The following is a 24,213-nucleotide window of genomic DNA, read 5'->3' on the forward strand; positions in this document are numbered from 1 at the left end:
CCCCGCTGCTCGATGCGCCGGGGTTACCGTCCTGTAGACGTGACGGAGAGTTCAGGAGACGGCGTGAACGGATATCGCACCGTGGTCGTCGGGACCGACGGCTCTGAGTCGTCGATGCGTGCAGTCGAGCGAGCGGGTGAGGTCGCCGCCCAGGAGAGTGCGAAGCTGATCATCGCCACCGCACATATCGAAAGCGTCGAGAAGGGCAGCTGGTCGCGAGCACCTGCGCATGACCACGTTTCGGACCCCCGCGCCGCGGACGTCCTCGGCACCGAAGGCTACATGCTGCACGGCAGTGCTCCCGTATACAGCATTCTCCGCGAGGCGCACGACAAGGCGAAAAACGCGGGCGCCCAAGACATCGAGGAGCGGGCGATTCCGGGTGCGCCTGTGCCCGCACTGGTGAAGCTTGTGAAGGAAGTGAACGCAGATCTGCTCGTCGTCGGAGACGTGGGTCTGGATTCCGTCGCCGGACGACTGCTCGGGTCGGTGCCGGCGGAAGTCGCCCGTAAGGCGCGGATCGACATATTGATCGTGCACACGGCCGACTGAGGTGGCTCACTGTGAGTCGGCGCTGGCAATGGACCACACTCACCAATAGCGCAGTGCACCGGCGAACATCTGCTGCAACGACGCTTTGTCGGTGTCGATCGGAGCGTTCTGCAGGAGGCGCTGCTGTGGCCACGCGCCGTCAGCCAACGCGGTACAGTCCGCCTCGGCGTAGCCGACTGCGGCCAACCCGTTAGGGATGCCCACCGCGCGCATGATTTGGATGAGGTCGGCCGCAAGAAGCTCTCCCGCCTCCTGCGGGCCGGCATCCCCGACCTCCGCGCCGAGGTGGCCGGCGGCGTCGAGGTGCCGCTGCGGGTCGCAAGAGGCGGTGACGCGGAATACCGATGGAGCGTTGAGGATCACCGACATGCCATGGGGCACAATCGCTTCCGATCCGGGATATCCTTCGGCATGGTAGCCGCGCACCTGCCCGGCCACCGCGTAGGACATCGCATGCGGAATGTGCACTCCGGCGTTGCCGAACGCTATCCCCGCCAGCGTGGCCGCCCACATGGTCTGCTCACGCGCTTCCCGGTCAGACGCGTCGCGCACGGCTCGTTCCAGGTACCGGCCGAGCAGTCGCAGGGCTTCGCGGCTGCCCAGGTCGCTCCACGGGTTGGCGCCCTGGCTCATGGGCCGCTGGCTCGGCCGCTCGGGAGCGGGGCGGGCGACGTACGGGCGTGCGGTGAACGATTCCAACGCATGCGAAAGCACATCGAGTCCGGAGCAGGCCACGACCTGGGCGGGCAGGGTGTCGGTGACGTCGGCGTCGACGAGCGCTTCGGTGGGACGAAGCGCCGGTGCGGCGATGCCGGTCTTCGCCGACATCGACACCAGGTCGAAGATCGCGATACCCGTCACCTCGCTGCCGGTGCCCGACGTCGTCGGGCAGGCGATATGGGGGCGAAGCGGTCCGGGCACCCGCGCACCCTGGCCGATGGGCGCGTTGACGTATGTCAGGAAGTCGGCGGGGTGGGTGGCATAGAGGTTTGCGGCCTTGGCGGTATCCATCACCGAGCCGCCGCCGACGGACACGTATCCGTCGGGCTTGACGTCAACCGCGAATTCCGCCGCCCGCGAGAACGACTCGTCGGTGGGCTCCACCCGCACCGCGGCGTAGGAAACGACGTCGATGCCCGCCGACCGCAGCGAACGCTGCGCCGTGTCGAAGACCTCCAGCCGGGCCACGGTGGGGTCGGAGAACAGGGCGACGCGGGTCATGCCGAGCGCCGCGGCCCGGTCGCCGAGTTCTTTAAGACAACCCCGGCCGAAGGTGATCCTGGAGGCATCGACGGTGAACGCCGTGTCCAGTCCATCACCGGCGGGTTGATAGTGACAGCAGCTCATCGAGCCTCCCCGTTGCCTACCCGCGAGCTTATAGCAGCGTGATTCCGGGCCGCACCGATGATCAAATCGATACGCATGCAGGGCTTTTCGCCGTCCCCGCCCGGATCTGGTGAAAACCACTCCCCGTGCTGGGCAGTCGCTTAGCATGACGGGTGTCGGGAGAACGCGCCCAGACGTCTGACATATAACGAGGTGTCGACTTGCCGAATCAACTCCACCACGTCGTCATGCGCAGTCACTCGGCGGAGGTGTTCATCCGGTTCCTCACCGATGTGGTCGGCATGGAGATCCAGACCCAGTTTCATGTTCCCGGCGAGGTGCTGGAGACGACGCTGGGCTGGCCGCCGTCGGACGGCGCGGAGATGACGATGCTCGGCAGCGGCGACGCGGGCCTGGTCGAGGTACTCGACGTTCCCGAGCATCTACGCGATGTCGCCCCCGAAGGCCTCGCCGCGCTGTCGTTTCTGGCCGACGATTACCACGCGGTGCAGGACCGGGCCCGGGACATGGCTGATGACGTCACCGTGCTCTTCGGCGACGTGCCGGGGGTAAACCTGTTCTTCTGCACCATGGGCGGCGTACCCATCGAGTTCATGGGCGGCTATGACGCCGACAGCGTTCCCGAGACCGTGGCAACGGGCGACAGCAGCTGAGCGTCGACCGGTGGAAGACGCCGCGGCCCTGCTCGAGATCGAGGCCATCAAGCAACTCAAGGCGAGGTACTGCCGTTACCTCGACGCCAAGGATTGGGACGCATGGCGCGAGCTTTTCGCCGACGGCTTCACCAGCGTGATCGCTGGCGCGGGCGGCAGGCAGACGGTCGGCGCGGACGAGTTCGTGGTGTATGTCCGGCAGACCTTGGGCCGGGCGTCGCAACCCACCGTGCACCGGGTCTACGCCCCCGAGATCACCCTGACCTCGTCGACGACGGCGACCGGGGTGTGGGCGTTCGACGATGTGGTGCGCCTGATTCCGGCAGTGACACTGCACGGCTACGGCCACTACCACGAAACATACGACAAGAGCGACGGGCAGTGGCGCATCAAGACGTCCACCGTGACCAGGTTGCGCGAAGACATCGGCGCCCCGCTCCCCCAAGGCATCTCCACGCGGCTACGGATGGCGGCGGCGAAGCTCGCGCGCCGCACGTCACACGTAATGGACCATTACCGAAAGAGGTTGAGATGACCAAACTCTCGGGACGGCGCATTCTCGTCACGGGCGCCAGCGGGGTGGTGGCCCACCCGGTAGCCGTCGAACTGGCCAAGGATAACGAGGTCTTCGCCGTCGCCAGGTTCTCCGATCCGAAGCAGAGCCGAAGCCTTGAAGAAGCTGGTGTGCAACCGATCTTGTTCGACCTCGCCAACCCCGATCTGTCGCCGCTACCGGAATCGGTGGATGTCGTCGTCAACTACGCGGTGCTACCCCCCACGCACAAGGACGCCTACGAGGTCAATGCCGCCGCCGCCGGCCGGCTGGCCCGGCGTTACCGCGACAGCGAGGCCTTCGTGCACGGCAGCACCGGATCCCTCTACGCCTATCAGGGTGAACGCCCGCTGCGCGAGGACGATGCCTACGGCCTCCATTCCTCAGCGGAAAACTACGCGGCAAGCAAGATCGCGGCGGAGTTCCTGCTGAAGCACGTGAGCGTGGATTACCAACTGCCAGTGGTGATTGTGCGGATCTTCTCCTTCTACGGTCCGCGAGGCGGCGGCGTCACGCAACGAATCGATCAGATCATGCGCGGTGAGCCGGTGAGCGTGTATCCCGGGGTGCGCAACGTGCACACTCCCCTCTACGAGGACGACTACGTCGAGAAGACCATCACTGCGGCGGGCATCGCCAAGGTCGGCGCGGAGGTCGTCAACGTCGGGGGAACCGAGGCGGTGACCACGCAGGAGTACTGCCGGATGGCCGGCGAGATCCTTGGCAAGGAACCGGTATTCACCGAAAACAGCAAGGCATGGCCGATCTGGGCGGACACCACCAAGATGGTCGAGTTGCTCGGGCCGACCAAGGTCACCGTCCGCGAGGGAGTGCGCCGGACCATCGAAGCGGCGCAGCACCGACTCAGCACGGCCCACCACGTCATCGGTGAACCGGCGAAGGTCTAGGCGACGATGATCACCTTCATCGCGCACTTCACGGTGCCGCCCGAGAATGCGTCGGCCTTCCAGAAACTGCTGACCTATGTAGCCGCGCAATCGAATTCGGAGCCCGGCGTCGTCTACTACGGTTTCGCCAAGAGCGTCGATGCCGCCGATGTCTATTCGGTCGTCGAGGTCTACCGGGATCAGGACGCGGTCGCATCACACGGGCAGACCGAGTGGGTCACCGAGTCGGTGCCCAAGTTCCTCACCCTCATCGAGGGCATGCCAGAGATCAAGCAGTACGTCAACCCCTTGACGTGACGGCGCATGCCTCAGCCGCGTAGCCCTTCGAAGAACCGCTGAAAGCTACGGCTCAGCGACCGTGGTACATGGTCGGGATCCATCAGCTCCTGCTCGGCCAGAGGGCTGGCCTCGCCGGCGATCGTGTTCCTGCTGAAGGGTTTGAGCGTCTTGCCGTCGCCGCGAAGATCTTCCACGGCCTTGTGCAAGGAGTCACGCCCATCGAGCTTCTCGACCGGCACGCCCAAGTGCTCGGAAACCAGTTCATTTCGGACGTAGGTAATTTGGCGGCGCAGCTTGTCATCGCCGTCTGGGCGCGCCTCGACGGCCACATCGCACTCGCTGTCAAAGCCCATCGAGCGGTTGTTGAGGTTGGATGAGCCGATCCTCAGCAGCCGATCGTCGATGACCATCACCTTCGAATGCACGTAGATCGCGTCGCCGCCGTCGGTCACCGGGTAATAGACGCCCAGCCGGCCGTGATCGTCTGCCTCCCAGAGCAGTTGGATGAGCCGATGACGGGCGCCGTCCATGGTCTCGCGCTCGAGGCGGTTGTTGCCGCGGCGGGGTATGACGATGACTATTTCGGGTCCCTCGGGCTCCTTGAGTCGGTCGGCCAGCGCTTCGACGATGCGCCACGCCGCCAGGTACTGGTTCTCCAGGTAGATCGTGCGGCGTGCGCCCGCGATCGCCGCGAGGTTGAGCGCCTCCACCTCGCGGACTTCCTCCCGACCGTCGAGCTCGGGCAGGGTACGGGAGATTCCGATCTCGACATTGCGCAGCGTAGGCTCGAGTTTGACCGGCCACGCTATGTGCTTGGCAGCCACCGGTTTCAACGTCTTGGTTGTCGCTGTGCCCCACCGCTGCCGGGCTATCTCGCCGAGGGCCGACGCAGCGTCACCGTCCACCGCGGTGGCGACTTCATGACGCGGGCCGTAGGAGCGCCCGACGGTCCTGCGGCCCCGGCTGTCGTGCTCGTGCGCGCGGGTGTCCCATCGGTCGACGGTGAGGTCGAGTCCGCCGCAGAACGCCACGGAGTCGTCGATGACGGCGATCTTCTGGTGGTGCACGGCGCCGGTGGGGCGTGCGCCGTCGATGGCGAAGTGCATTCGCTTGCTGCTGATCTGGTTCACCAGTGCGACGGGGGTGACGCCGTACCAAATCCCGTCGAGGGCGGGCAGCAGCCGCAGGTTGGACTTCAGCAGGTAAACCTCGAGCGTCGGCCGCTTCCACAACATCCAATACAGAAAGGCGCCCAGCTGGTTCGGCCCGGCCAAGGTCTTGCCCCGTCGCTCGAACGTCATCCTGGCGTCGAGATCCCAGCCGATCAGCATGATCCGATGACGGGCCCTCAGCATGGCCGACTTGACGTGCTTGAAGTAGTCGGCGGCATCGATGATGCAGGCGAACTGGTCGGCGTGCGCCGTCCGCCAGCACGTCTGGCCGGGACTCAGCAATCGGTCGTCACCCATACTGGCTTGTTAGTACCCATTTCGGGGCGCGACGGATCGAGCGGCTACCCAGGCCACAGCGCGACCATCAGCCGCTGAGTGGTTTCCAGCAGCAGCCGGTGAAGTTCTTCGTCGGGCACGTCGGCCAAGTGCGGATTGATCGCGGTGCCGTAAATGCCGGCGGTGATGATCGATGTGGCCACCCTCGTCTCGTCGTCGGGCGCCGGACCGGTCAGCAGAGCATCCAGACCGTCGATGGCCGCGGCGAATTCGTTGCGCGCGCGGATCAGCTCGTCGACGGCGGGATCGCCGAAGAACACCGCCGTCAGATCGCGATTGCGCACAGCCAGTTCCACAAGACCGCTGACCGCTACATCCCGCCGGGCCGCGACGGAACCCACCGCCTCGGCGATCTTGACCAGCCGGGCGATGTCGTCGAACACTGGGTTCATCAGCGCTGAGACGATGTCTTCCTTGGTGTGAAACTGGTAGTACACCGACGCCTTGGCCACGCCGACTCGGTCGGCGATCATCTGTAGGGACGTGCCGCTGACACCGTGCTCGGCGAACAGTTCGAGGGCCGCGCTCAGGACCCGGTCGCGAACCGGCCCGCGAGGCGCTTCCAACTTCGATGCCAACTTCGACGCCAACCTCGTCATTGGCCGTCCCTTCTTGCCGCGGTGGCGCTGACCGTACCCCCTTTTCGTGGCTTCCGATCCTAAACGCGCGCCGTCGACGGATCGCCCGAAAACCAGCCATGTGGCCGATATAACACACCGCTTGGCTAAGTGATATCAGCCATACGGCTTGTTCTTACTTAGCCGACCGGATAAGTTTCCGTTGATTCAGGTGGCGGCGAAAGGACAGGTGTGATGAGCGCGAACTCGCCACTGTCCCTCATCAAGAAGACGTGGTTGCCGCTGTTGATCGTCATCGTTGTCGCCATCGCCGGCATGGTCGTCTACCGGACGCGGACATTCTTCGGGGCCGAGGGCGTCACGGTCACCCCGCGCAACTTCGCGGACGACCCCGAACCGTTCGACCCGAAGGTGGTTAAGTACGAGATCTTCGGCACGGGGACATACGCCGACGTGAACTATCTCGACCTCGACGCGAAACCGCAGCGCGTCGACGGCGTCCCCCTTCCGTGGTCGCTGACATTGCAGACGACGGATCCGTCGGCCGCGCCGAACATCGTCGCCCAGGGCGACGGTTCCTCGATCACGTGCAGGATCACGGTCGATGACGAGGTCAAAGACGAAAGGACGTCCAGCGGCTTGAACGCACAGACCTTCTGCTTTGTGAAGTCCGCATGAGCACACCGACGACCGACGCGCCCACCGACGCGTTCCCGCCCGCCAGACACGCTGCGCGACCGATGATCCCGCGGATCATCCGCACCATGGCAGTGCCGATCATTCTCGGCTGGATCGCCCTCATCGCCGTCGTCAACGTCGTTGTCCCCCAGCTCGAAACCGTCGGCCAGATGCGCGCGGTGTCGATGAGCCCGAACGACGCGCCGTCGATGATCTCGATGAAGAAGGTCGGCGAGCTGTTCAAGGAGGGCGACTCCGACAGCTCGGCGATGATCATGCTCGAGGGTCAGGAGCCGCTGCGCGATGACGCGCACGCCTTCTACGACGAGATGGTCAAGCGGCTTGAAGCCGATGACAAGCATGTGCAGTCGGTGCAGGACTTCTGGGGCGACCCGCTGACCGCGCCCGGTGCCCAGAGCAACGACGGGAAGGCCGCCTACGTCCAGGCCAAGCTGGCCGGCAACCAGGGTGAGGCGCTGGCCAACGAGTCGGTTGAGGCGGTGCAGCACATCGTCGAGAGCATGGACAAGCCGCCCGGCCTCAAGGTGTTTGTGACCGGTCCCGCGGCGCTGGCGGCCGATCAGCACATCGCAGGCGACCGCAGCATGCAGCTGATCGAGGCGGTGACCTTCTCGGTCATCATCATCATGTTGCTTCTCGTCTACCGCTCGATGGTCACGGTCGTGATCGTCCTGGCGATGGTGGTCTTCGAACTGGCCGCCTCCCGCGGGGTGGTCGCGTTTCTCGGCTATCACGACATCATCGGCCTGTCGACGTTCGCCACCAACCTCTTGGTGACCCTGGCTATCGCCGCCGCCACCGACTACGCCATCTTCCTGATCGGCCGATATCAGGAAGCCCGTTCGATGGGTGAGGACCGAGAACAGGCCTACTACACGATGTTCGAGGGCACCGCCCATGTCGTGCTCGGCTCCGGGCTGACCATCGCAGGCGCCACCTTCTGCCTCCATTTCACTCGGCTGCCGTACTTCCAGACCCTGGGCGTGCCGCTGGCGATCGGCATGGTCGTGACCGTGTTCGCCGCCCTGACGCTCGGGCCCGCCCTGATCTCGGTGCTCAGCCGGTTCGGGAAGACGCTGGAACCCAAGCGCGCGTTGCGCACCAGTGGCTGGCGCAAGGTCGGCGCGGTCGTCGTGCGCTGGCCCGGCGCGATCCTGGTGGCGACCATCGCGCTGTCCTTGATCGGCTTGCTGACCTTGCCCGGCTACAAGACCAACTACAACGACCGCAGTTACCTGCCAACGGATCTGCCGGCCAACGAGGGCTACGCCGCCGCCGACCGGCACTTCTCGCAGGCGCGGATGAACCCGGAACTGCTGATGGTTGAAAGCGACCACGATCTCCGCAACTCCGCCGACTTTCTGGTGATCGACAAGATCGCCAAGGCGATCTTCCGCGTCGAAGGCATCTCCCGGGTGCAGGCCATCACCCGCCCCGACGGTAAGCCGATTCAGCACACGTCGATCCCGTTCCAGATCAGCATGCAGGGCACCACCCAGCAGCTGAACCAGAAGTACATGCAGGACCGGATGGCCGACATGCTCGTGCAGGCCGACGAGATGCAGAAGACCATCGACACCATGACGCGAATGTCGAACCTCACCCAGGAGATGGCCGACACCACACACAACATGGTGGTCAAGATGAAGGACATGACCGCCGATGTGGCCGAATTGCGGGACAACATAGCCGATTTCGATGATTTCTTCCGGCCGATCCGCAATTACCTGTACTGGGAACCGCACTGCTACAACATCCCGCTATGCCAGTCGCTGCGGTCCATCTTCGATGCGCTCGACGGCGTCGACGTGATGACCGACGACATCCAGCATCTGATTCCAGAGATGGAACGGCTGGATTCCCTCATGCCGCAGATGGTGGCGATGATGCCCGAGATGATCGAGACGATGAGGTCGATGAAGGGCATGATGCTGACGATGTATGCCTCACAAAAGGGCATGCAGGATCAAATGGCTGCGCAACAAGAGAATTCGTCGGCCATGGGCGACGCCTTCGACGCCTCGATGAACGACGACTCGTTCTATCTTCCCCCGGAAGTCTTCGACAACCCTGACTTCAAGCGCGGCATGAAGCAGTTCCTGTCGCCCGACGGTCACGCCGTCCGGTTCATCATCAGCCACGACGGAGACCCCCTCTCCCCCGAAGGCATCGCGCGCATCAACGCGATCAAGAAGGCGGCCAAGGAGGCGATCAAGGGCACCCCATTGGAGGGATCAACGATTTACCTCGGTGGCACGGCGGCGACATTCAAGGACCTATCCGACGGCAACACCTATGACCTACTGATCGCCGCGGTCGCCGCGCTGGCCCTGATCTTCATCATCATGCTGATCATCACGCGCAGCATCGTGGCCTCTGCGGTGATCGTCGGCACGGTGGTGCTGTCGCTCGGTGCATCGTTCGGGCTTTCGGTGCTGATCTGGCAGCACCTGATCGGCACCGAACTGCACTGGATGGTGCTGGCGATGTCGGTCATCATCCTGTTGGCCGTCGGCGCGGACTACAACCTGTTGCTGGTGTCCCGCTTCAAGGAGGAGATCCACGCCGGCCTGCGCACCGGGATCATTCGCGCGATGGGCGGCACCGGCTCGGTGGTGACCTCGGCGGGCCTGGTGTTCGCGTTCACGATGATCTCGATGGCGGTCAGCGAGCTCACGGTGATCGGGCAGGTGGGCACCACGATCGGCCTCGGCCTGCTGTTCGACACACTGGTCATCCGATCGTTCATGACACCTTCGATCGCAGCGCTGATGGGCAAGTGGTTCTGGTGGCCGATGCGGGTGCGCGAGCGACCCATCCCGTCTCCGTGGCCGTCGCAACAGACCACCGCACCGGAACTGTCTGCTCAGACCGCTCGCTGAGTTGCTGCCCCGATCAGCGCCCGCGCGACCCACTCGACCCGCATCAGCGATTCATCCAAACTCAGCGCCCCGGTCAGCACAGCGGTCAGAGCGCTGGTGAGCGCGGCGTTGAGGCCGAAGCTGACGTCCGGAATGCGTTCGGGATCAATGCCTTCGAGCAAGCGGTCGAACATTTCGACGTTGGTGCGGCCCATGCGGTCGATTGCCGCTTTCGCCTCGGGATCGGTGGAGGTCATCGCAGACAGCATCAGCGTGGTCATCTGCGGATTGCGGTGGAAGGCGCGCTGAGCACGCCGCAGGTAGTCGAGGATGCCGGGCAGCGGTCCCTCGTCGGCCGGGCCACCCGCCGCAAGGACGCGTCGGGTCAGTCGTTTCTGCCAGTCCTCCAGGGCAGCGGCCAGCAGACGCTCCTTCGAGCTGAAGTAGCGGTAGAGGGTCGCCAGCGCGACTCCTGAACGGTGCGCCACGTCGCGCATCTGCACCGCGTCCGCGCCGACCTCGGCGATCAAGCCGATCACCGCCTCGATGATCTTGGCCCGGCGCGCCAGTTGGCCGCTGGTCATATCCGCCATCGCGACGCTGTCGGAGTACGTGGGGACGTCGGCTCTGGTAACGACGGCCTCCCCTCGAGAACTGGGTTCTTCTACGCTGTTAGCGCTCAGCCCAGCTTGCTAGCGTTATCCCAGCTAGCCGAACTGCTGCCATCTTGACATAGGTAGAACGGTGTTTCAATAATGGCGGCGGTGACGATCGCGTCCCGCATCATCCGACGATCGGAGGAAGCCATGGCCGGACCCGTCGGGCTGCCGGTGATCGACACCATGATCGGCTTTCCGCACGAGGGCTCTGCCCAGTACGACTTCATCCGTCGCCAGACCAAGGACCTTGAGTCCAAGGAGAAGTTCGAGTTCCCCGTCGAGTACATGTTCAAGGACGTGCCCGCGGGCCTGCCCACCGACGATCCGGTATCGCTGGTGCTGCAGCAGATGGACCGGTTCGGCATCGAGAAGGCCATGATCGGCGTCGGCGAGCCATCAGCGGAATTGGCGCTCAAAACGTTTCCGGACCGCTTCATCCCCTCCGGCGCGATCGCCGACCCCAACGACGTGATGGGTTCCGTGAACGCTATTCGCCGCGAATACGAGCAGTACGGCATCCGCGCGACGTCGGTCTTTCCCGCAGGCACCTTCCCCCAGGTACCGATCGACGACCCGAAGATGTACCCGATCTACGCCACCTGCGTGGAGCTGGGAATCCCCATCTTCGTCTGTGCCGGCGTGCCCGGGCCGCGAATTCCCTTCCGGCCGCAGGAGGTTTCGCGGATCGACGTCGTGATGTTCGACTTCCCCGATCTGGTGTTCGTCACCCGCCACGGATGCGAACCGTGGGAGGACCTCGCGGTCAAGCTGATGCTGAAGTGGCCGAACCTGTACTACTCCACCTCGGCCTTCGCCCCGAAGTACTACCCAAAGGCGATCATCGACTACGCCAACTCGCGCGGCGCCGACAAGGTGCTCTATGCCGGTTACTTCCCGATGGGGCTGTCGCTCGAACGCATCTTCAGCGAGTTGCCCAACGTCCCGCTGAAGGACGAGGTGTGGCCGAAGTTCCTGTACGGCAACGCGGCCCGGATCCTCGGTCTGGAGGCCTGACGCTTCATGGTCCTGGCGATCACCACCGAGCAGGAACACCTCGCCGACGCCGTCAGCCGCTTCGCGTCGCGGCACGCGCCCATCGAGAAGATGAGGGCGTCGTTCGACTCCCTCGCAGCGGGCGAGGTGCCGTCCTGGTGGAACGACCTCACGGCCAGCGGTTTTCACGCGGTGCACCTCGCAGAGGCGGTGGGCGGCCAGGGCGGCACGGTTGCCGACCTGGGCTGCGTCATCGAAGCAGCAGCGGCGGCGTTGCTGCCGGGCCCCCTGCTGAGCACCGTGATCGCCAGTGCCGTGGCGGCGCTCGCCGACGAGTCCGGTGCAGCGCTGACCGCCGCCCTGGCCGGCGGCGCCACCGCCGCGGTTGTGCTGCCGGAACACTCCGATGTTCGCGCCCACCGCCACGCCGACGGCTGGCGGCTCAGCGGATCATCCGCGTCCACGCTCGGACTCTGTGCCGCACAACACGTTCTGCTGGCCGCACACACCGACGGCACCGACATGTGGTTCGCGCTGGAGACATCCGGCGCCGACGAGGCCGGCTTATCGATCGCCCAGCAGCGCGGCACCGACCTGAGCACCGATGTCGGCACGCTGACCCTGTCCGACTACGCCGTCGACCCGAGCGCGGAGCTGACCGGCGTCTGCACCTACCGCGCCCGGTGCACGGTGGCAGCGCTGACTGCGTGCGCCTCGGCAGGCACGGTGCGCCGATGTGCCGACGCCGCAACGGAATACATCCGCACCCGCGAACAGTTCGGCCGTCCCGTCGGCGCATTCCAGGCGCTGCAACACAAGGCGGCGGTGCTGCGGGTGAACGCCGAACTCGCGGCGGCCGCGGCGTGGGATGCGGTGCGGGCCTACTACGAACCCGTCGAACAACACCGGTTCGCCGCAGGCTCAGCCGCGCTCATGGCCGTCGCGGTCGGCCCCGATCTGGTACTCGATGCACTGCTGATGTTCGGTGCCATCGGCTACACGTGGGAGCATGACGCCCACCTGTACTGGCGGCGCGCCATCAGCCTGGCCGCCTCACTGGGCCCCACAACGCGGTGGAACCGCGACGTCGGGCAGCTGGCCCGTACCGTGAAACGGTCCACGGCGCTGAACCTGGGCGACATCGAATCCGAGTTCCGGGCGTCGGTCTCGGTGACCCTCGACAAGGCAGGCGCCCTGACCAACGCCCAGCCCTCCGACGATGCGCGCGCTCCCGGTCTTGCCACCGGCGCCCAGCGCGACATGCTGGCCGAGGCGGGTCTGGTGGCACCGCATCTGCCGCCCCCGTGGGGGCTCGGCGCCACTGCGGTGCAGCAGGTGATCATCAACGAGGAATTCGACAAGCGGCCAGACGTGATCAAGCCGTCGCTCGGCATTGCCGAGTGGATCCTGCCGACGATCCTGACCAGCGGCTCCGATCAGCAGCGCGAGCGGTTCGCGTGGCCGATCCTGCGCGGTACCCAACGCTGGTGCCAGCTGTTCAGCGAACCGGCCGCGGGCTCGGATTTGGCGGCGCTGAGCACGCGCGCCCGCAAGGTCGACGGCGGCTGGGTGATCAACGGCCATAAGATCTGGACCTCGCAGGCCGACCGTGCACAGTTCGGTGCCCTGCTGGCGCGCACCGACCCGGACGCGTCCAAGCACCGCGGGATCAGCTACTTCCTCGTCGACATGGCGTCGCCGGGAATCACTGTCGAGCCGATCAAGCAGGCCAGCGGACACCTCGACTTCAACGAGGTGTTCTTGGCCGACGTCTTCGTCCCGGACGACATGATGGTCGGAAGCCCCGGTGACGGTTGGGATTTGGCGGTGGCCACCATGGCCGTCGAACGGACCGCGATCGGCAACTACGTCAACATCGACCGGTCGGGCGCGCTTCGGTACATCGCCGGCATCGACAGCCCCGATCAGGACGCGGCGCTACGGGCGCTCGGCGACGTCGAGGCGTACACCGCCGCCATCAAGGCGATGGTGCTGCGCGAAACACTGCGGCTGGCAGAGGGTCAGGCGGCAGGCCCGACCTCGAGCATCGCCAAGTATGCGATGGTGATGCTGCTGCGCCGCGCATCGACGGCGACGCTCGGCCTCACGGGCGGCATCGCGATGCTCGAAGAATCCGATCCCGCCGTCGTCCGGCCGTACTTCGACATGCCATCCGAACTCATCGGCGGCGGCACCGCCGAAATACAGCTGACGATCATCGCGTCGATGATCCTCGGTCTGCCGCGCAACTAGAGAGGACGTGACCATCATGGCGACCGAACTGGGGTTCACCTTCTTCGACTGTGACAACCACTATTACGAGGCGCTGGATGCGTTCACCCGGCACATCGAACCGCAGTTCAAGAAGCGGGCCATCCAGTGGGCGCAGATCGACGGCAAGCAGCGGCTGATCGTCGGCGGCAAGGTCAACCGATTCATTCCGAACCCGACGTTCGACCCGGTCGGCAAACCGGGTGCGCTCGACGAGTACTTCCGTGGCCGAAACCCCAGAGGCGCAGACCTAAACGCACTGTTCGGTGATCTCGAGCCCATCCCGGCGGCCTACCGCGACCGCGATGCCCGCCTGGCGCTCATGGATGAGCAGGGCATGGCCGGCTGCATCATGCTTCCGACGCTTGGCGTCGGGATGGAGCAGGCCCTGCTTCCCGACCTCGACGCGGTGGTCGCCACGTTCCGCGCGTTCAACCGCTGGATGGAAGAGGATTGGGGATTCGCTTACCAGGAACGCATTTTCGCCGCGCCCTACATCACGCTGTGTAAGCCCGACAACGCTGTAGCCGAACTCGAATGGGCACTGGAACGCGACGCCCGATTCATCGTCATGATCCCAGGGCCCATCTCAACCGACGTCGGGATGCGCGCCCCCGGCGACCCGATGTTCGACGACTTTTGGCGGCTGGCCAACGATTCGGGCATCACCGTCTGCTATCACTCCGGTGAGACCTACTACTCGAAGTTCATGCCAGCCTGGGGTGAGCCGGACTACATGATGAGTTTCCAAGCGCTGCTTGGCTTCCGGTCGTTGTTCTCCGGTGACGCGCTGCAGGACACATTCGCCAACCATCTGCACAACGGGCTGTTCCTGCGGTTCCCCAACCTGAGGATGGCCTCCATCGAAAGTGGTTCGGCGTGGGTGTTCCACCTCTTCGAGAAGCTGACGAAGTCCTACGGCCAGATCCCGTTCATCTACCAGGAGGACCCGCGTGAGACGTTCAAGCGCCACGTCTGGGTGTCGCCGTTCTACGAGGACGAACTGGCGAGCCTGTTGAAGCTGTTGGGTGCCAACCGCATCATCATGGGTTCGGACTTCCCGCATGTCGAAGGTTTGGCCGAACCCGCGTCCTACCTCAAAGACCTCGAGAACTTCGACTACACGCCCGAGCAGAGCCGAACCGTCATGCGCGACAATGGTCTCCGGCTGTCCATCCGCCGGCCGGCCTGACCGTCAGGCCGTGAAGGTCGAGAAATCCAGCCTGGTCGCCATGCTGCTGGAGGTCGGCGAAAAGAACGCCGCGGTGCTTCTCGCCCGTTCCGGGCTACCCGACGAGATCCACACCGGCCAGGACCTCGACGCCCTGTTGGCGTTCGGGCTCGAGCGTGAACAGCTCGAGGAGGTGGCACGGTTGGCGGTCGGCGCCATCGAGCCGGACGACGTCAACACCCGTCGCCGCCGCGGTGAGTTGGAAAAGACCATCTCCGGCCGGTGGGCCGACCTCGTCGATCGGTGGGTGACGTAGCCTTGAGCGTCACACAGGCGTCAACGTGAACGTGGTGTTGCCAACTGGTCCCGCCTCGCAGGGATTCGGGCCGTTGAGCGTGTACAAGCCGTTCGTACCGTCGAGGTTGAACGTGTAGCGCGCGGTGATGTCGACGGCACGTCCGTCGGCACATGTGGCACCGCCCGGCACGAACTGGTCCAACACATACTGCGCGCCTTGAATTCTGGCCTGCCCCTGATCGGTATTGGTGTCGAGATTGAACAAGCTGATGCAGCCCGGCCCGCAGTCGTCGACTCGGAGCCTGACGTCGGTGGTGACACCGTTGGCCATCACGCTCCGGTAGAGATAGATCCCGGGTGTCAGGTCGGCGTTCGCAGGCGCCGCCCCCATGAGGCCCACTGCGGGCAGAGCTATTAGAGCTGCACCGATGATGAACCGTGTCATCGCATCCCTTTCCGTCACCCGGTCGTTGCAGCAAATACTCCCGCATCGGTGGCCGGTCGGAGGTGAGAATGGGGAATCAGCTTGCCGTCCTGCTGTCTCGGGAGGCCCCGAGCTTGGTCAGGATCGCGGCAGTGTCAGGCGTCGCGCCCCGGTTGTAAGGCAGTTTCGACAACAGGGACGCCATCGCGCAGGTATTGCTCACCGCCGCGTAGGTCAAGCCGCCACCGATGGCGGCCGCCACCCATTTGAGCTTCGGCACCGCGACGCTGCCCAGGATCGACGACAGCACAACCGATCCCGCCACCAAACGCACCTGCCGCTCGAGGTCCCACCGTTCGACCCCGCGGTTCAGTTCGAAACCTTGGCCCTCCCAACCGGCAACACCGTGGTCGAGGACGCGACCGCCGGTGAGACCTGCACCGCGTAGCAGCTGATCGGCCTTCGCCGCGCGTTGACCGGTGCGGCGCACCAGCACCACGTCGCGATCTCGGCCGAGCCGCGATGCGACCTCCGATTGGTTCTTCTCCACGACGTCCAGCGGCACATTGACAGCGCCCGCAATATGGGACGTCTCGAACTCCGCCGGGGTCCGCACATCGATCACCCGCGGTGGCGCGGATGACGTGAGCAACGCCCGGAGTTCCTCTGAGGTAATGCGATTGGCCACTGCAGAATTCACTGACACCGATGCCTCCTGACTTTCTCGACCGACCTCGTGTCCCTACCCCGTTCGGCGCGATGTCGGCCGTGTTTTGCTCACGCTGATTCCTCGCCAGGCTGGCCAGCGGTCACGACGCGTCGTCCGGAATAAACCGTGCACCTTCGAACTTGGCTCAGGAGTCGTCCCTCCCCGCTTCAGGAGCTGTCATGACTGGTCCCGTTCGCGTTGCCGTTCAGATTCAGCCCGGCGGCACGCCCGATTACCGCACATGGCGCGACGCCGTCCTGGCCGCCGAAGATCTCGGCGTCGACGTGATCTTCGGTTATGACCACTTCCACCGCCCGGCAATGCGGGGCATCGTCGACGGTAAGCCGATCCTCAAAGACGAGCAGCCCGATGTCGCCAACTTCGAGGGTTGGACGGCGCTCGCGTCGTGGGGTGAGATCACCTCACACCTTCAGCTCTCGCTTCGATCCGTTCGATGAAAGCCTCGTCCGCATCGAGAACCGGCTCGCCGCGCTTATCCCGCCACCCCTGCGCAGAATCCCGATCCTGATCGGCGGCACGGGGCCGAAGCGCTCGCTGCCCGCCGTTGCGAGGCACGCCGACATCTGGCACGCGTTCCAGGATCTCGACGCTTTTCGAAGGTCGAGCGACCGCGTCGTCGATTGGCGGCGACATTCGGCCGCAACGGTGCCGACATCGAGCGCTCGACGCTCTGGGAGAACGCGCAGAGCGCCGACGCCTTCCGCGAAGCAGGTGTCACACTATTCCAGGTCGAGCTCACGTCCGACGACGGCTACTACGTCACCTCTCAAACAGGTGATCACTTGGCGGGACAACGGGTGACGACGACGCAGTTGTCGAAAGACGTTGTGGCAGTGGTTCGAGTCGGTCAACTACGCGCGACCAGAACCGCCTCGTCGACATGCCGTCGCCGACGCTCCCACGGCCAGGTCATCAAGGCCCACACCACCAAAACAATCACCATTTCGGCTAGCACATATATCGGCCAGGGCCCCAAGATGTCGAGTGCTGACGCGGTGGCTGGCTTTCTGTTCAGGTATCCGTAGTTCGTGCCCGCAATCACGTTGAAGACGAAGGTGAATGCCACCCACCCGAGGGTCACGAGTACGGCGAAGCGGTAGTCGCGCCATCGCGGCCGGTTCCGCTGACCCCAGGTGAGATATATCGCCGACCACACGACCAGCACGTGCAGCGTGAAGAACGTCAGGAAGAGGTGGCTCGGGAAGTCGGGTGCCCCCTCCTGCGGTGTCCCGATGTCGGGTGTGATCAACGCCTGGGAGCTCAGCAGCAGACCCCAGTAGTAGGCGAGCGCGAAGGCCCAATGCCGTTGCGACCACAACGCATAGGCCGCCGTGACTTCGGCGATGTCGCACAGCTGCAGCGGTATGGAGGTCTGAATGTCGAAACGGATCAGCTTGTACACCAAAGCCACAACGAAAGCGGCCACAATGGCCACCGCCAGGACACGGGCGAGAATGCGGGCTTGCGACGGGTCCTGCCGTCGTCCGACCACGATGAGAAGTGCGGCGCCGACGACGAAGATCGCCAGCACTACAAGGTGCGATGGACCGTAAGCCACGAATTCCCGCTGCGCAGAGACCATCTCGATCAACTCCCGTTCCCGCCGACTCCGACGGCCTTCTCCAGGTCGGCCAACGAGTCCTCGAGGTGGACCAGAAGCCTCTGCAGATGTGGCACGCTGCGGCGGCAGCCCACCAAGCCGAAGTCGAGGTTGTCGGCGTTGTTGGTCAGCGTGATGTTGAGCGCCTGGCCGTCGAGGGCGATCGACAGCGGGTAAGCGCCGTCGAGGCGGGCCCCTCGCCAGTACAGCGGCTCACGTGCACCGGGCACGTTGGAAATCACGATATTGAACGGCGGCGGCGCCGATGCGACGAAGCCGGGCACCAGCGCCAGGGCGATGCCCGACATCAAAAATGCCGACAGTGCGAGCGCCTGCGTGCGCGGCAGCTCGGCGAAGACCTTCTTGTTGTCGCGCATCGAGGCGTTGATCGCCTCGAGTCGCGCGGCGGGGTCGGTAGCATCGGTGCCAAGGTTGCAGAGGATGGTGCCCACCATGTTGCCGCCCACGTCTTGTTCCGCCTGCGAGCGCAGGCTGACCGGAACCATCGCCACCAAAGGTGTGGCCGGCAGCGCGTCTTGCTCAATGAGGTAGGCCCGCAGCGCTCCTGAGCACATGGCCAGCACCACGTCGTTGACGGTGACGCCGGAAGCGGACTTGATGGCGCGGATGCGGCTCAGTGGCCACGACTGTGCGGCCACCCGACGCGCACCCCCGATCGGGACATTGAACATCGTCTTGGGTGCGCGAAACGGAAGCGTCAGTTGCTGTTCCAGCAGGGCGGCCCGGGCTACCGACAGCGTGGAGGGAGCCAGCGACGCGATCGACCCGACCGCGCCCGTGAGCGACTGCAGCATCGAGGACCCCGGCTGCTTGCCACCGCGCTTCGGAGCCAGCGCCCATGGCACCCGCACGTCCCCGTCGTCGGGGTCGGTGGTCATGGACCGCATCGTCAAGCGCTGCGCGGAGATACCGTCCAGCAGGGAATGGTGGATTTTGGTGTAGATCGCGAACCGTCCGTCGTCGAGGCCCTCGACCAGGTTCGCCTCCCAGAGAGGCCGGTGCCGGTCGAGAAGGGTGCCGTGCAGCCGCGACGTCAGCTCGAGCAACTCGCGGATGCGCCCGGGACGCGGCAAGGCCGACCGGCGTAGGTGGTAGTCGATGTCGACGTCGTCGTCGAAGGCCCAGGCGAGGTTGGCGATGCCGCCGAGAAACTTGCCGGGGTGTTTCCTGAACGTCGGCTGGAACTCGTCGTTCTCGACGATCGTCTCGTGCAACTCACGAACAAAGTCGGGGCCGCTGCCCTCGGGCGGCTCGAAGAGCTGAAGACCTCCGACGTGCATGGGGTGTTCACGGGATTCGCCCACGAGGAACATCGCATCGGTCGGCGAGATGAACTTCATCGCCCGACGGTACCGCCGATTGACAATGCTTTGCAGCGAAGATGCCGGCAAAGGGGCGTAGTGTTGAACTAATCAAACCGCGGGGTCGCCGAACTCCTGCGGGTCTCAGGTTCAGCTCCGAGCCGTATTAACAAGCGGCGCGGCGAAGGGCTGCCTATGACCGAACGATCACGCTCTGAATACTCCGATGTGACGGACATGTTCCGCCACCTCCGCACCTTCAACGCGCAGTCGCCGGAGTACCGGCACCAGCGGGAACTGATCATCGAGCAGTGCCTACCGCTGGCCAACCACATCGCACGGCGGTTCAGCAGCCGTGGTGAACCGTACGACGATCTTGTTCAAGTCGCCCGGGTGGGTCTGATGAACGCGGTGAACCGGTTCGACGCAGACAACGGAGCCGAGTTCCTGGCGTTCGCCGTGCCGACCATGATGGGAGAGGTGCGCAGGCATTTTCGCGATCACGGTTGGTCGGTGAAGGTTTCGCGGCGGCTAAAAGAGCTCAACGCGCAGCTCCGCAAGGCCCGCGAGGAGCTCTCTCAACAGCTCAACCGCGCCCCGACCTCCAGCGAACTTGCCACTCACCTCGGTGTCGACAGAGAAGAGATCGTGCAGGCATTGATCGCATCGAGCGCCTACAGCACCTTGTCGTCGGATGCACCGCTCGGAGCGGACGATGACTCCGAAAGAAAAACGGTCTCAGGCACTTTCGGCGATGTCGACGCCAACTATGAGAAGGTTCTCGACGTCGAAACCGTCCGCCCGCTGATCGCGGCCTTGCCCGAACGTCAGCAGCTCGTGCTCCGACTTCGGTTCTTCGAGAACATGACCCAGACCCAGATCGGGGAACGGCTCGGCATCTCCCAGATGCATGTGTCGCGACTGCTGTCGCGATCGTTGGCGACGTTGCGCAGACAAGCCCTGGTACCCGAGCCGGTCTGATCTGCGTCGCTAACAATTCGGGTTCGGTCCTGTCACGGGCGGTGTCGGAGACGATCCGTTGTGAAGAATCGATGGGATGGTGCCGCTGCTGCTGATCGCGACTGTGGCGGTCGCGTCCGCATCTCTCGGGTGGGCGCTGGCAAGCCGGAGGCAGCGACGAGCACGCGGTCCCTTTCTGCTCGGCTTCTGCTGCGGGGTGATCGCGGGCGGGATCCTGCGAAAAAGGTTCCGCCGCATGGCACTCGTCGACGGCGTGCGGGCGATGGTCGCCCGCCGCGGGCTTCGCGTCAGCTGGCAGAGCCTGCCGAAACACTGCTGGCGCGGTGGCCATGTGATAGGCAATGACCGTGAATCGTGGTCGAAGCCATCAGCCGGAATCCGAAACCGGCACGGACGGACTTGCCGCGGGCATTCTGGACAAGGCGCTGCTTGGCGGTCCGCCCCAGCGCGTCGGGCGATTTGAGTACAACTACAACACCGATACCTGGACGTGGTCCGACGCGGTTGCCCGGATGCACGGCTATGAGCCCGGTGAGGTCCAGCCGACCACCGAACTCGTTCTGAGCCACAAGCACCCTGACGACCTCGCCGAGGTGAAGGCGCTACTGAAACGCTCGTCGGCGCCGTTCAGCAGCCGCCATCGGATCCGGACGACGTCGGGTGAGATCCGCCGCGTGGTGGTCGTCGGCGAGATTGTCACCAACGACACCGGCGACGTCAGTGCGACGCGCGGGTTTTATGTCGATGTCACCGAGGCGTTCAGGGACGACGTTCAGGACGAGCTCGGTGATGAGCTCGACGCTATCGTCGCCCATCGCGCGGTCATCGAGCAGGCCAAGGGCATGCTCATGCTGCTCTACCACATCAGCCCCGACGCCGCCTTCGACATACTGCGGTGGCGCTCTCAAGAGACGAATATGAAGCTCAATGCCATCGCGACCGAGGTGGCCACCACGCTGCCGTCACTGGTCGACACGCCCAACGCAATGCGGGGACCGGTCGACCACTTCTTGATGACCCTGGCGGGGCCTGACTCTTAGCGGTTGGAAGACAACAACGAGATCCGCCCGGACCGTGACTATCAGGTGGTCGCCGTCGTGCTGGTGCCGTTGTCGCAGGTGATCCTCCCGTTCCAGTCGCGGAACTGCGGGGCGGCCCGAACGATCGTCAGGTCGTACTCCCAGTTGGCGGGCAGCGCGAAGGGCTGCCACTCGTTGGTGCCGGGTCCGTGCGAATAATGCTCATGGTTGTGCGCAGCGCTTGACCAGGTAGTCGCCACGAAGGCGGAATCCGGAGACAAAACGGCACGGTTTTTCATCGGTCAGGCAAGTTTGCGGGGCCCACGGAACGGCCCCGTTTACCCTGGGGGCATGCCGGAGCCTCAACCGGTCCTGGGGGTTGTTCGCAAGTTGGCAGGTTGCTGCCTGCTGGCGGGCGTCCTCGTGGCCGCCTTCATGTTCCCGGTCGTCGGCAGCATCGGGCTGTTCTCGAACCGCGCCTCCGAAGTCGTCGCCGGCGGCTCCGCGCAACTTCTCGAGGGCGAAGTCCCGCAGGTCACGACCATGGTCGACGCCGCGGGGACCCCCATTGCCTGGCTGTACACGCAGCGCCGTTGGGAGGTGCCGACCGACCAGATCGCCAACACCATGAAGCTGGCGATCGTCTCGATCGAGGACAAGCGGTTCACCGAGCACAGTGGGGTGGACTGGCAGGGCACGATGACCGGCGTGTCGGGCTACTTGTCGGGCAACATCGCCACCCGCGGCGGCTCGACCATCGAGCAGCAATACGTGAAGAACTATCAGCTGCTGGTGACGGCGCAGACCGACGCCGAAAGGCGGGCGGCTACCGCCCTGACGCCGGCGCGCAAGCTGCGGGAAATACGGATGGCGCTGACGCTGGACAAGTCACTGCCAAAGTCGGAGATCCTGACCCGGTACCTCAACCTGGTGTTTTTCGGCAACGGCGCATTCGGCATTCAGGATGCCGCGCAGACGTACTTCGGCGTCGACGCCTCCCGGCTGAACTGGCAGCAGGCCGCGCTGCTGGCGGGAATGGTGCGCTCCACGAGTGAGCTCGACCCCTACACCCATCCCGAGGCCGCACTGGAGCGGCGAAACGTCGTGTTGGACACGATGATCGAGAATATTCCGGACCAAGCTGACGCGTTGCGCGCCGCCAAGGCCGCGCCGCTGGGCGTACTCCCCCAGCCGAAGCAACTTCCGTCCGGGTGCATCTCGGCCCGCGACAACGGGTTCTTCTGCGACTACGTGCTCGACTACCTCTCCCACTCCGGCATCAGCCGTGAACAGGTTGCCCGCGGCGGGTACCTGATCCGCACCACGTTGGATCCCAAGGTGCAGGCTTCCGTCAAATCGGCGATCAATAAATTCGCGAGCCCGACGCTCGACGGAATAGCCAGCGTGATGAACGTGATCAAGCCCGGCAAGGACAGCCATCGGGTCCTGGCGATGGCGAGCAACCGGGCGTACGGCCTCAACGGCGATGCGTATGAGACGGTGCAGCAGCAGCCGTTTTCCCTGGTCGGCGACGGCGGCGGGTCGGTGTTCAAAGTCTTCACGACCGCTGCCGCGCTCGATATGGGTATGGGCATCAATGCTCAGTTGCAGGTGCCTGGATTTTTTCAGGCCAAAGGGATGGGCAGCAGCGATACCCCGGGCTGCCCCAAGGAGACCTGGTGTGTGAAGAACGCGGGCAACTACCGCGGGTCGATGAATGTCACCGATGCTCTGGCGACCTCGCCGAACACTGCGTTCGCGAAGTTGATCCAACAGGTGGGCGTGCCGCGCGCGGTGGATATGGCGGTCCGGCTGGGTCTGCGGTCCTACGCCGTTCCCGGAACGGCGCGGGCCTACGACCCGGGCAGCAACGAAAGCCTGGCCGACTTCATAAAGCGACAGAACACCGGCTCGTTCACGCTGGGCCCCTACCAGTTCAATGCACTCGAGCTGGCCAACGTTGCGGCGACTCTGGCCTCCGGCGGCGTGTGGTGCCCGCCCACCCCGATCGACAAGATCTTCGATCGCCACGGAAAGGAAATATCGTTCGAGAATCAGCCGTGTGACCAGGCAGTCCCCGAAGGGCTCGCCAACACGTTCGCCAACGCGCTGAGCAAAGACAGCCAGAGCCCAGGCACCGCGGCCGGCGCCGCCAGCTCGGCGGGCTGGAACCTGCCGGTGTCGGCCAAGACCGGTACCACCGAATCCCACCGATCATCGGCGTTCCTCGGCTTCACGAACCAATACGCGGGGGCCAACTACATCTTCGCCGATAACAGCGACCCGTCCGGAATCTGCTCATTCCCCTTGCGCGTCTGCGGCAATGGCGACCTGTACGGCGGCAACGAACCCGCGCGCACTTGGTTCGAAGCGATGAAGCCGATCGCCAACGACTTCGGCGAAATCCACCTTCCGCCAACGGATCCGATCTATGTCGACGGTGCGCCGGGCGGCCGGGTGCCGAATGTATCGGGGCTCAAACTGGATGAGGCGCGTCAGCGTCTCAAGGACGCGGGCTTCCAGGTCGCCGACCAGACCTCATGGGTGAACAGTGGAGCGTCTAGCGGCACGGTTGTCGGGACCAACCCGAGTGGTCAAACCTTCCCGGGGTCGATAATCACGATCAACGTCAGCAACGGGGTACCGCCCGCACCGCCTCCCGTCGAGCGCGCGCCGGAACCACCACCCGGAGGTCCCCCGCCCGAGGTAGGTACCACGGTGGTGGAGATTCCCGGCCTGCCGCCGATCACCGTCCCGCTGCTGGGACCGCCGCCGGCCGGGCCGGAAGAACCACCGCCGCCGCCGTGA

At 64.8% G+C, this 24,213-nt stretch carries 23 protein-coding genes and 1 pseudogene; 15 read left to right on the forward strand and 9 right to left on the reverse strand.

Going from position 1 to position 24,213, the window contains the following annotated elements; genetic code table 11:
- The first annotated feature begins 63 nt into the window (after window positions 1-63).
- Window positions 64-552: a universal stress protein gene (locus A5651_RS20965; RefSeq protein WP_066985433.1), complete on the forward strand. Its 489-nt coding sequence runs from the start codon at window positions 64-66 to the stop codon at window positions 550-552.
- Between the two features lie 39 nt (window positions 553-591).
- Here A5651_RS20965 and A5651_RS20970 read toward each other — a convergent pair whose 3' ends face one another.
- Window positions 592-1,899: a hydroxyacid-oxoacid transhydrogenase gene (locus A5651_RS20970; RefSeq protein ID WP_066985436.1), complete on the reverse strand. Its 1,308-nt coding sequence runs from the start codon at window positions 1,897-1,899 to the stop codon at window positions 592-594.
- A 200-nt stretch (window positions 1,900-2,099) separates the two neighbouring features.
- On the opposite strand from A5651_RS20970, the gene A5651_RS20975 reads away from it, so the two are divergent.
- The 4 genes from A5651_RS20975 to A5651_RS20990 are packed head-to-tail and all read left to right on the forward strand — an operon-like array spanning window position 2,100 to window position 4,310.
- Window positions 2,100-2,552: a VOC family protein gene (locus A5651_RS20975; RefSeq protein WP_066985439.1), complete on the forward strand. Its 453-nt coding sequence runs from the start codon at window positions 2,100-2,102 to the stop codon at window positions 2,550-2,552.
- Window positions 2,553-2,562: 10 nt separating this feature from the next.
- Window positions 2,563-3,087 carry a nuclear transport factor 2 family protein gene (locus A5651_RS20980; protein ID WP_066985442.1) on the forward strand — a complete coding sequence of 175 codons (525 nt, stop codon included), beginning with the start codon at window positions 2,563-2,565 and terminating at the stop codon, window positions 3,085-3,087.
- Window positions 3,084-4,013, forward strand: coding sequence for an NAD(P)-dependent oxidoreductase (locus A5651_RS20985; RefSeq protein ID WP_066985446.1), 930 nt, complete (start codon window positions 3,084-3,086; stop codon window positions 4,011-4,013). The genes A5651_RS20980 and A5651_RS20985 overlap by 4 nt, the downstream gene beginning before the upstream one ends.
- Window positions 4,014-4,019: 6 nt before the next feature.
- Window positions 4,020-4,310: a putative quinol monooxygenase gene (locus tag A5651_RS20990; RefSeq protein WP_066985449.1), complete on the forward strand. Its 291-nt coding sequence runs from the start codon at window positions 4,020-4,022 to the stop codon at window positions 4,308-4,310.
- An 11-nt stretch (window positions 4,311-4,321) separates the two neighbouring features.
- Here A5651_RS20990 and A5651_RS20995 read toward each other — a convergent pair whose 3' ends face one another.
- The gene (locus A5651_RS20995; RefSeq protein ID WP_066985452.1) at window positions 4,322-5,761 is read right to left on the reverse strand and encodes a phospholipase D-like domain-containing protein; all 1,440 of its coding nucleotides are present in this window, start codon (window positions 5,759-5,761) and stop codon (window positions 4,322-4,324) included.
- Window positions 5,762-5,805: 44 nt separating this feature from the next.
- The gene (locus A5651_RS21000) at window positions 5,806-6,399 is read right to left on the reverse strand and encodes a TetR/AcrR family transcriptional regulator (RefSeq protein ID WP_066985455.1); all 594 of its coding nucleotides are present in this window, start codon (window positions 6,397-6,399) and stop codon (window positions 5,806-5,808) included.
- Window positions 6,400-6,612: 213 nt separating this feature from the next.
- On the opposite strand from A5651_RS21000, the gene A5651_RS21005 reads away from it, so the two are divergent.
- Together A5651_RS21005 and A5651_RS21010 are read left to right on the forward strand one after the other, a co-directional pair.
- Window positions 6,613-7,056 (forward strand): MmpS family protein, encoded by a 444-nt coding sequence (locus A5651_RS21005; RefSeq protein ID WP_066985457.1) that lies wholly within the window; start codon window positions 6,613-6,615, stop codon window positions 7,054-7,056.
- Window positions 7,053-9,959 carry an RND family transporter gene (locus A5651_RS21010; protein ID WP_066985459.1) on the forward strand — a complete coding sequence of 969 codons (2,907 nt, stop codon included), beginning with the start codon at window positions 7,053-7,055 and terminating at the stop codon, window positions 9,957-9,959. The genes A5651_RS21005 and A5651_RS21010 overlap by 4 nt, the downstream gene beginning before the upstream one ends.
- Here A5651_RS21010 and A5651_RS21015 read toward each other — a convergent pair.
- A complete protein-coding gene (locus tag A5651_RS21015) occupies window positions 9,944-10,522 on the reverse strand; it encodes a TetR family transcriptional regulator (protein ID WP_066985461.1) in 579 nt (192 codons plus the stop codon). The two genes, A5651_RS21010 and A5651_RS21015, sit on opposite strands and share 16 nt — an antisense overlap.
- 222 nt (window positions 10,523-10,744) lie before the next feature.
- Between A5651_RS21015 and A5651_RS21020 the strand changes: the two genes are divergently transcribed.
- From A5651_RS21020 to A5651_RS21035, 4 genes are read left to right on the forward strand one after another with little or no spacing between them, the layout of a single operon-like run.
- Complete coding sequence (locus tag A5651_RS21020; RefSeq protein ID WP_066985550.1) at window positions 10,745-11,611, forward strand: amidohydrolase family protein; 867 nt, start codon at window positions 10,745-10,747, stop codon at window positions 11,609-11,611.
- A 6-nt stretch (window positions 11,612-11,617) separates the two neighbouring features.
- The gene (locus A5651_RS21025) at window positions 11,618-13,843 is read left to right on the forward strand and encodes an acyl-CoA dehydrogenase (protein WP_066985464.1); all 2,226 of its coding nucleotides are present in this window, start codon (window positions 11,618-11,620) and stop codon (window positions 13,841-13,843) included.
- A 16-nt stretch (window positions 13,844-13,859) separates the two neighbouring features.
- A complete protein-coding gene (locus A5651_RS21030) occupies window positions 13,860-15,053 on the forward strand; it encodes an amidohydrolase family protein (RefSeq protein WP_066985553.1) in 1,194 nt (397 codons plus the stop codon).
- A 10-nt stretch (window positions 15,054-15,063) separates the two neighbouring features.
- Window positions 15,064-15,348: a hypothetical protein gene (locus A5651_RS21035; protein WP_066985467.1), complete on the forward strand. Its 285-nt coding sequence runs from the start codon at window positions 15,064-15,066 to the stop codon at window positions 15,346-15,348.
- A 9-nt stretch (window positions 15,349-15,357) separates the two neighbouring features.
- Here the strand turns inward: A5651_RS21035 and A5651_RS21040 are convergent, their stop codons facing one another.
- A complete protein-coding gene (locus tag A5651_RS21040; protein WP_156663095.1) occupies window positions 15,358-15,774 on the reverse strand; it encodes a hypothetical protein in 417 nt (138 codons plus the stop codon).
- A 76-nt stretch (window positions 15,775-15,850) separates the two neighbouring features.
- A complete protein-coding gene (locus A5651_RS21045) occupies window positions 15,851-16,441 on the reverse strand; it encodes a rhodanese-like domain-containing protein (protein WP_231988774.1) in 591 nt (196 codons plus the stop codon).
- A 200-nt stretch (window positions 16,442-16,641) separates the two neighbouring features.
- Here A5651_RS21045 and A5651_RS21050 point away from each other — a divergent pair.
- A pseudogene (locus A5651_RS21050) lies at window positions 16,642-17,284 on the forward strand (LLM class flavin-dependent oxidoreductase).
- 46 nt (window positions 17,285-17,330) lie between these two features.
- On the opposite strand, the gene A5651_RS21055 reads toward A5651_RS21050, so the two are convergent.
- Window positions 17,331-18,065, reverse strand: a complete 735-nt coding sequence (locus A5651_RS21055) for a TIGR02206 family membrane protein (protein WP_066985556.1) — start codon at window positions 18,063-18,065, stop codon at window positions 17,331-17,333.
- Window positions 18,066-18,070: 5 nt separating this feature from the next.
- Window positions 18,071-19,444: a wax ester/triacylglycerol synthase family O-acyltransferase gene (locus A5651_RS21060; protein ID WP_066985474.1), complete on the reverse strand. Its 1,374-nt coding sequence runs from the start codon at window positions 19,442-19,444 to the stop codon at window positions 18,071-18,073.
- A 156-nt stretch (window positions 19,445-19,600) separates the two neighbouring features.
- On the opposite strand from A5651_RS21060, the gene A5651_RS21065 reads away from it, so the two are divergent.
- Together A5651_RS21065 and A5651_RS21070 are read left to right on the forward strand one after the other, a co-directional pair.
- The gene (locus A5651_RS21065) at window positions 19,601-20,386 is read left to right on the forward strand and encodes a SigB/SigF/SigG family RNA polymerase sigma factor (RefSeq protein ID WP_066985477.1); all 786 of its coding nucleotides are present in this window, start codon (window positions 19,601-19,603) and stop codon (window positions 20,384-20,386) included.
- 341 nt (window positions 20,387-20,727) lie between these two features.
- The gene (locus A5651_RS21070) at window positions 20,728-21,426 is read left to right on the forward strand and encodes a PAS and ANTAR domain-containing protein (protein WP_082943889.1); all 699 of its coding nucleotides are present in this window, start codon (window positions 20,728-20,730) and stop codon (window positions 21,424-21,426) included.
- A 41-nt stretch (window positions 21,427-21,467) separates the two neighbouring features.
- Here the strand turns inward: A5651_RS21070 and A5651_RS25050 are convergent, their stop codons facing one another.
- Entirely contained in the window at window positions 21,468-21,665 is a 198-nt protein-coding gene (locus tag A5651_RS25050; protein ID WP_156663096.1) for a hypothetical protein, read from the reverse strand.
- Window positions 21,666-21,756: 91 nt separating this feature from the next.
- Between A5651_RS25050 and ponA2 the strand changes: the two genes are divergently transcribed.
- Entirely contained in the window at window positions 21,757-24,213 is a 2,457-nt protein-coding gene (gene ponA2 / locus A5651_RS21080; RefSeq protein WP_066985483.1) for a transglycosylase/D,D-transpeptidase PonA2, read from the forward strand.

The sequence above is a fragment of the Mycobacterium sp. 1274761.0 genome, assembly GCF_001668615.1.
Lineage (GTDB): Bacteria > Actinomycetota > Actinomycetes > Mycobacteriales > Mycobacteriaceae > Mycobacterium.

What these genes read in the sequence shown, in the direction of transcription:
- A5651_RS20995 (WP_066985452.1), bottom strand. Translation starts at nt 5,761, where the DNA reads ATGGGTGACGACCGATTGCTGAGTCCCGGCCAGACGTGCTGGCGGACG.
- A5651_RS20970 (WP_066985436.1), bottom strand. Translation starts at nt 1,899, where the DNA reads ATGAGCTGCTGTCACTATCAACCCGCCGGTGATGGACTGGACACGGCG.
- A5651_RS21070 (WP_082943889.1), top strand. Translation starts at nt 20,728, where the DNA reads ATGACCGTGAATCGTGGTCGAAGCCATCAGCCGGAATCCGAAACCGGC.
- A5651_RS21065 (WP_066985477.1), top strand. Translation starts at nt 19,601, where the DNA reads ATGACCGAACGATCACGCTCTGAATACTCCGATGTGACGGACATGTTC.
- A5651_RS21040 (WP_156663095.1), bottom strand. Translation starts at nt 15,774, where the DNA reads ATGACACGGTTCATCATCGGTGCAGCTCTAATAGCTCTGCCCGCAGTG.
- A5651_RS21030 (WP_066985553.1), top strand. Translation starts at nt 13,860, where the DNA reads ATGGCGACCGAACTGGGGTTCACCTTCTTCGACTGTGACAACCACTAT.
- A5651_RS21020 (WP_066985550.1), top strand. Translation starts at nt 10,745, where the DNA reads ATGGCCGGACCCGTCGGGCTGCCGGTGATCGACACCATGATCGGCTTT.
- ponA2 (WP_066985483.1), top strand. Translation starts at nt 21,757, where the DNA reads ATGCCGGAGCCTCAACCGGTCCTGGGGGTTGTTCGCAAGTTGGCAGGT.
- A5651_RS21000 (WP_066985455.1), bottom strand. Translation starts at nt 6,399, where the DNA reads ATGACGAGGTTGGCGTCGAAGTTGGCATCGAAGTTGGAAGCGCCTCGC.
- A5651_RS20985 (WP_066985446.1), top strand. Translation starts at nt 3,084, where the DNA reads ATGACCAAACTCTCGGGACGGCGCATTCTCGTCACGGGCGCCAGCGGG.
- A5651_RS21015 (WP_066985461.1), bottom strand. Translation starts at nt 10,522, where the DNA reads ATGACCAGCGGCCAACTGGCGCGCCGGGCCAAGATCATCGAGGCGGTG.
- A5651_RS21025 (WP_066985464.1), top strand. Translation starts at nt 11,618, where the DNA reads ATGGTCCTGGCGATCACCACCGAGCAGGAACACCTCGCCGACGCCGTC.
- A5651_RS21055 (WP_066985556.1), bottom strand. Translation starts at nt 18,065, where the DNA reads ATGGTCTCTGCGCAGCGGGAATTCGTGGCTTACGGTCCATCGCACCTT.
- A5651_RS21060 (WP_066985474.1), bottom strand. Translation starts at nt 19,444, where the DNA reads ATGAAGTTCATCTCGCCGACCGATGCGATGTTCCTCGTGGGCGAATCC.
- A5651_RS21010 (WP_066985459.1), top strand. Translation starts at nt 7,053, where the DNA reads ATGAGCACACCGACGACCGACGCGCCCACCGACGCGTTCCCGCCCGCC.
- A5651_RS20990 (WP_066985449.1), top strand. Translation starts at nt 4,020, where the DNA reads ATGATCACCTTCATCGCGCACTTCACGGTGCCGCCCGAGAATGCGTCG.
- A5651_RS21005 (WP_066985457.1), top strand. Translation starts at nt 6,613, where the DNA reads ATGAGCGCGAACTCGCCACTGTCCCTCATCAAGAAGACGTGGTTGCCG.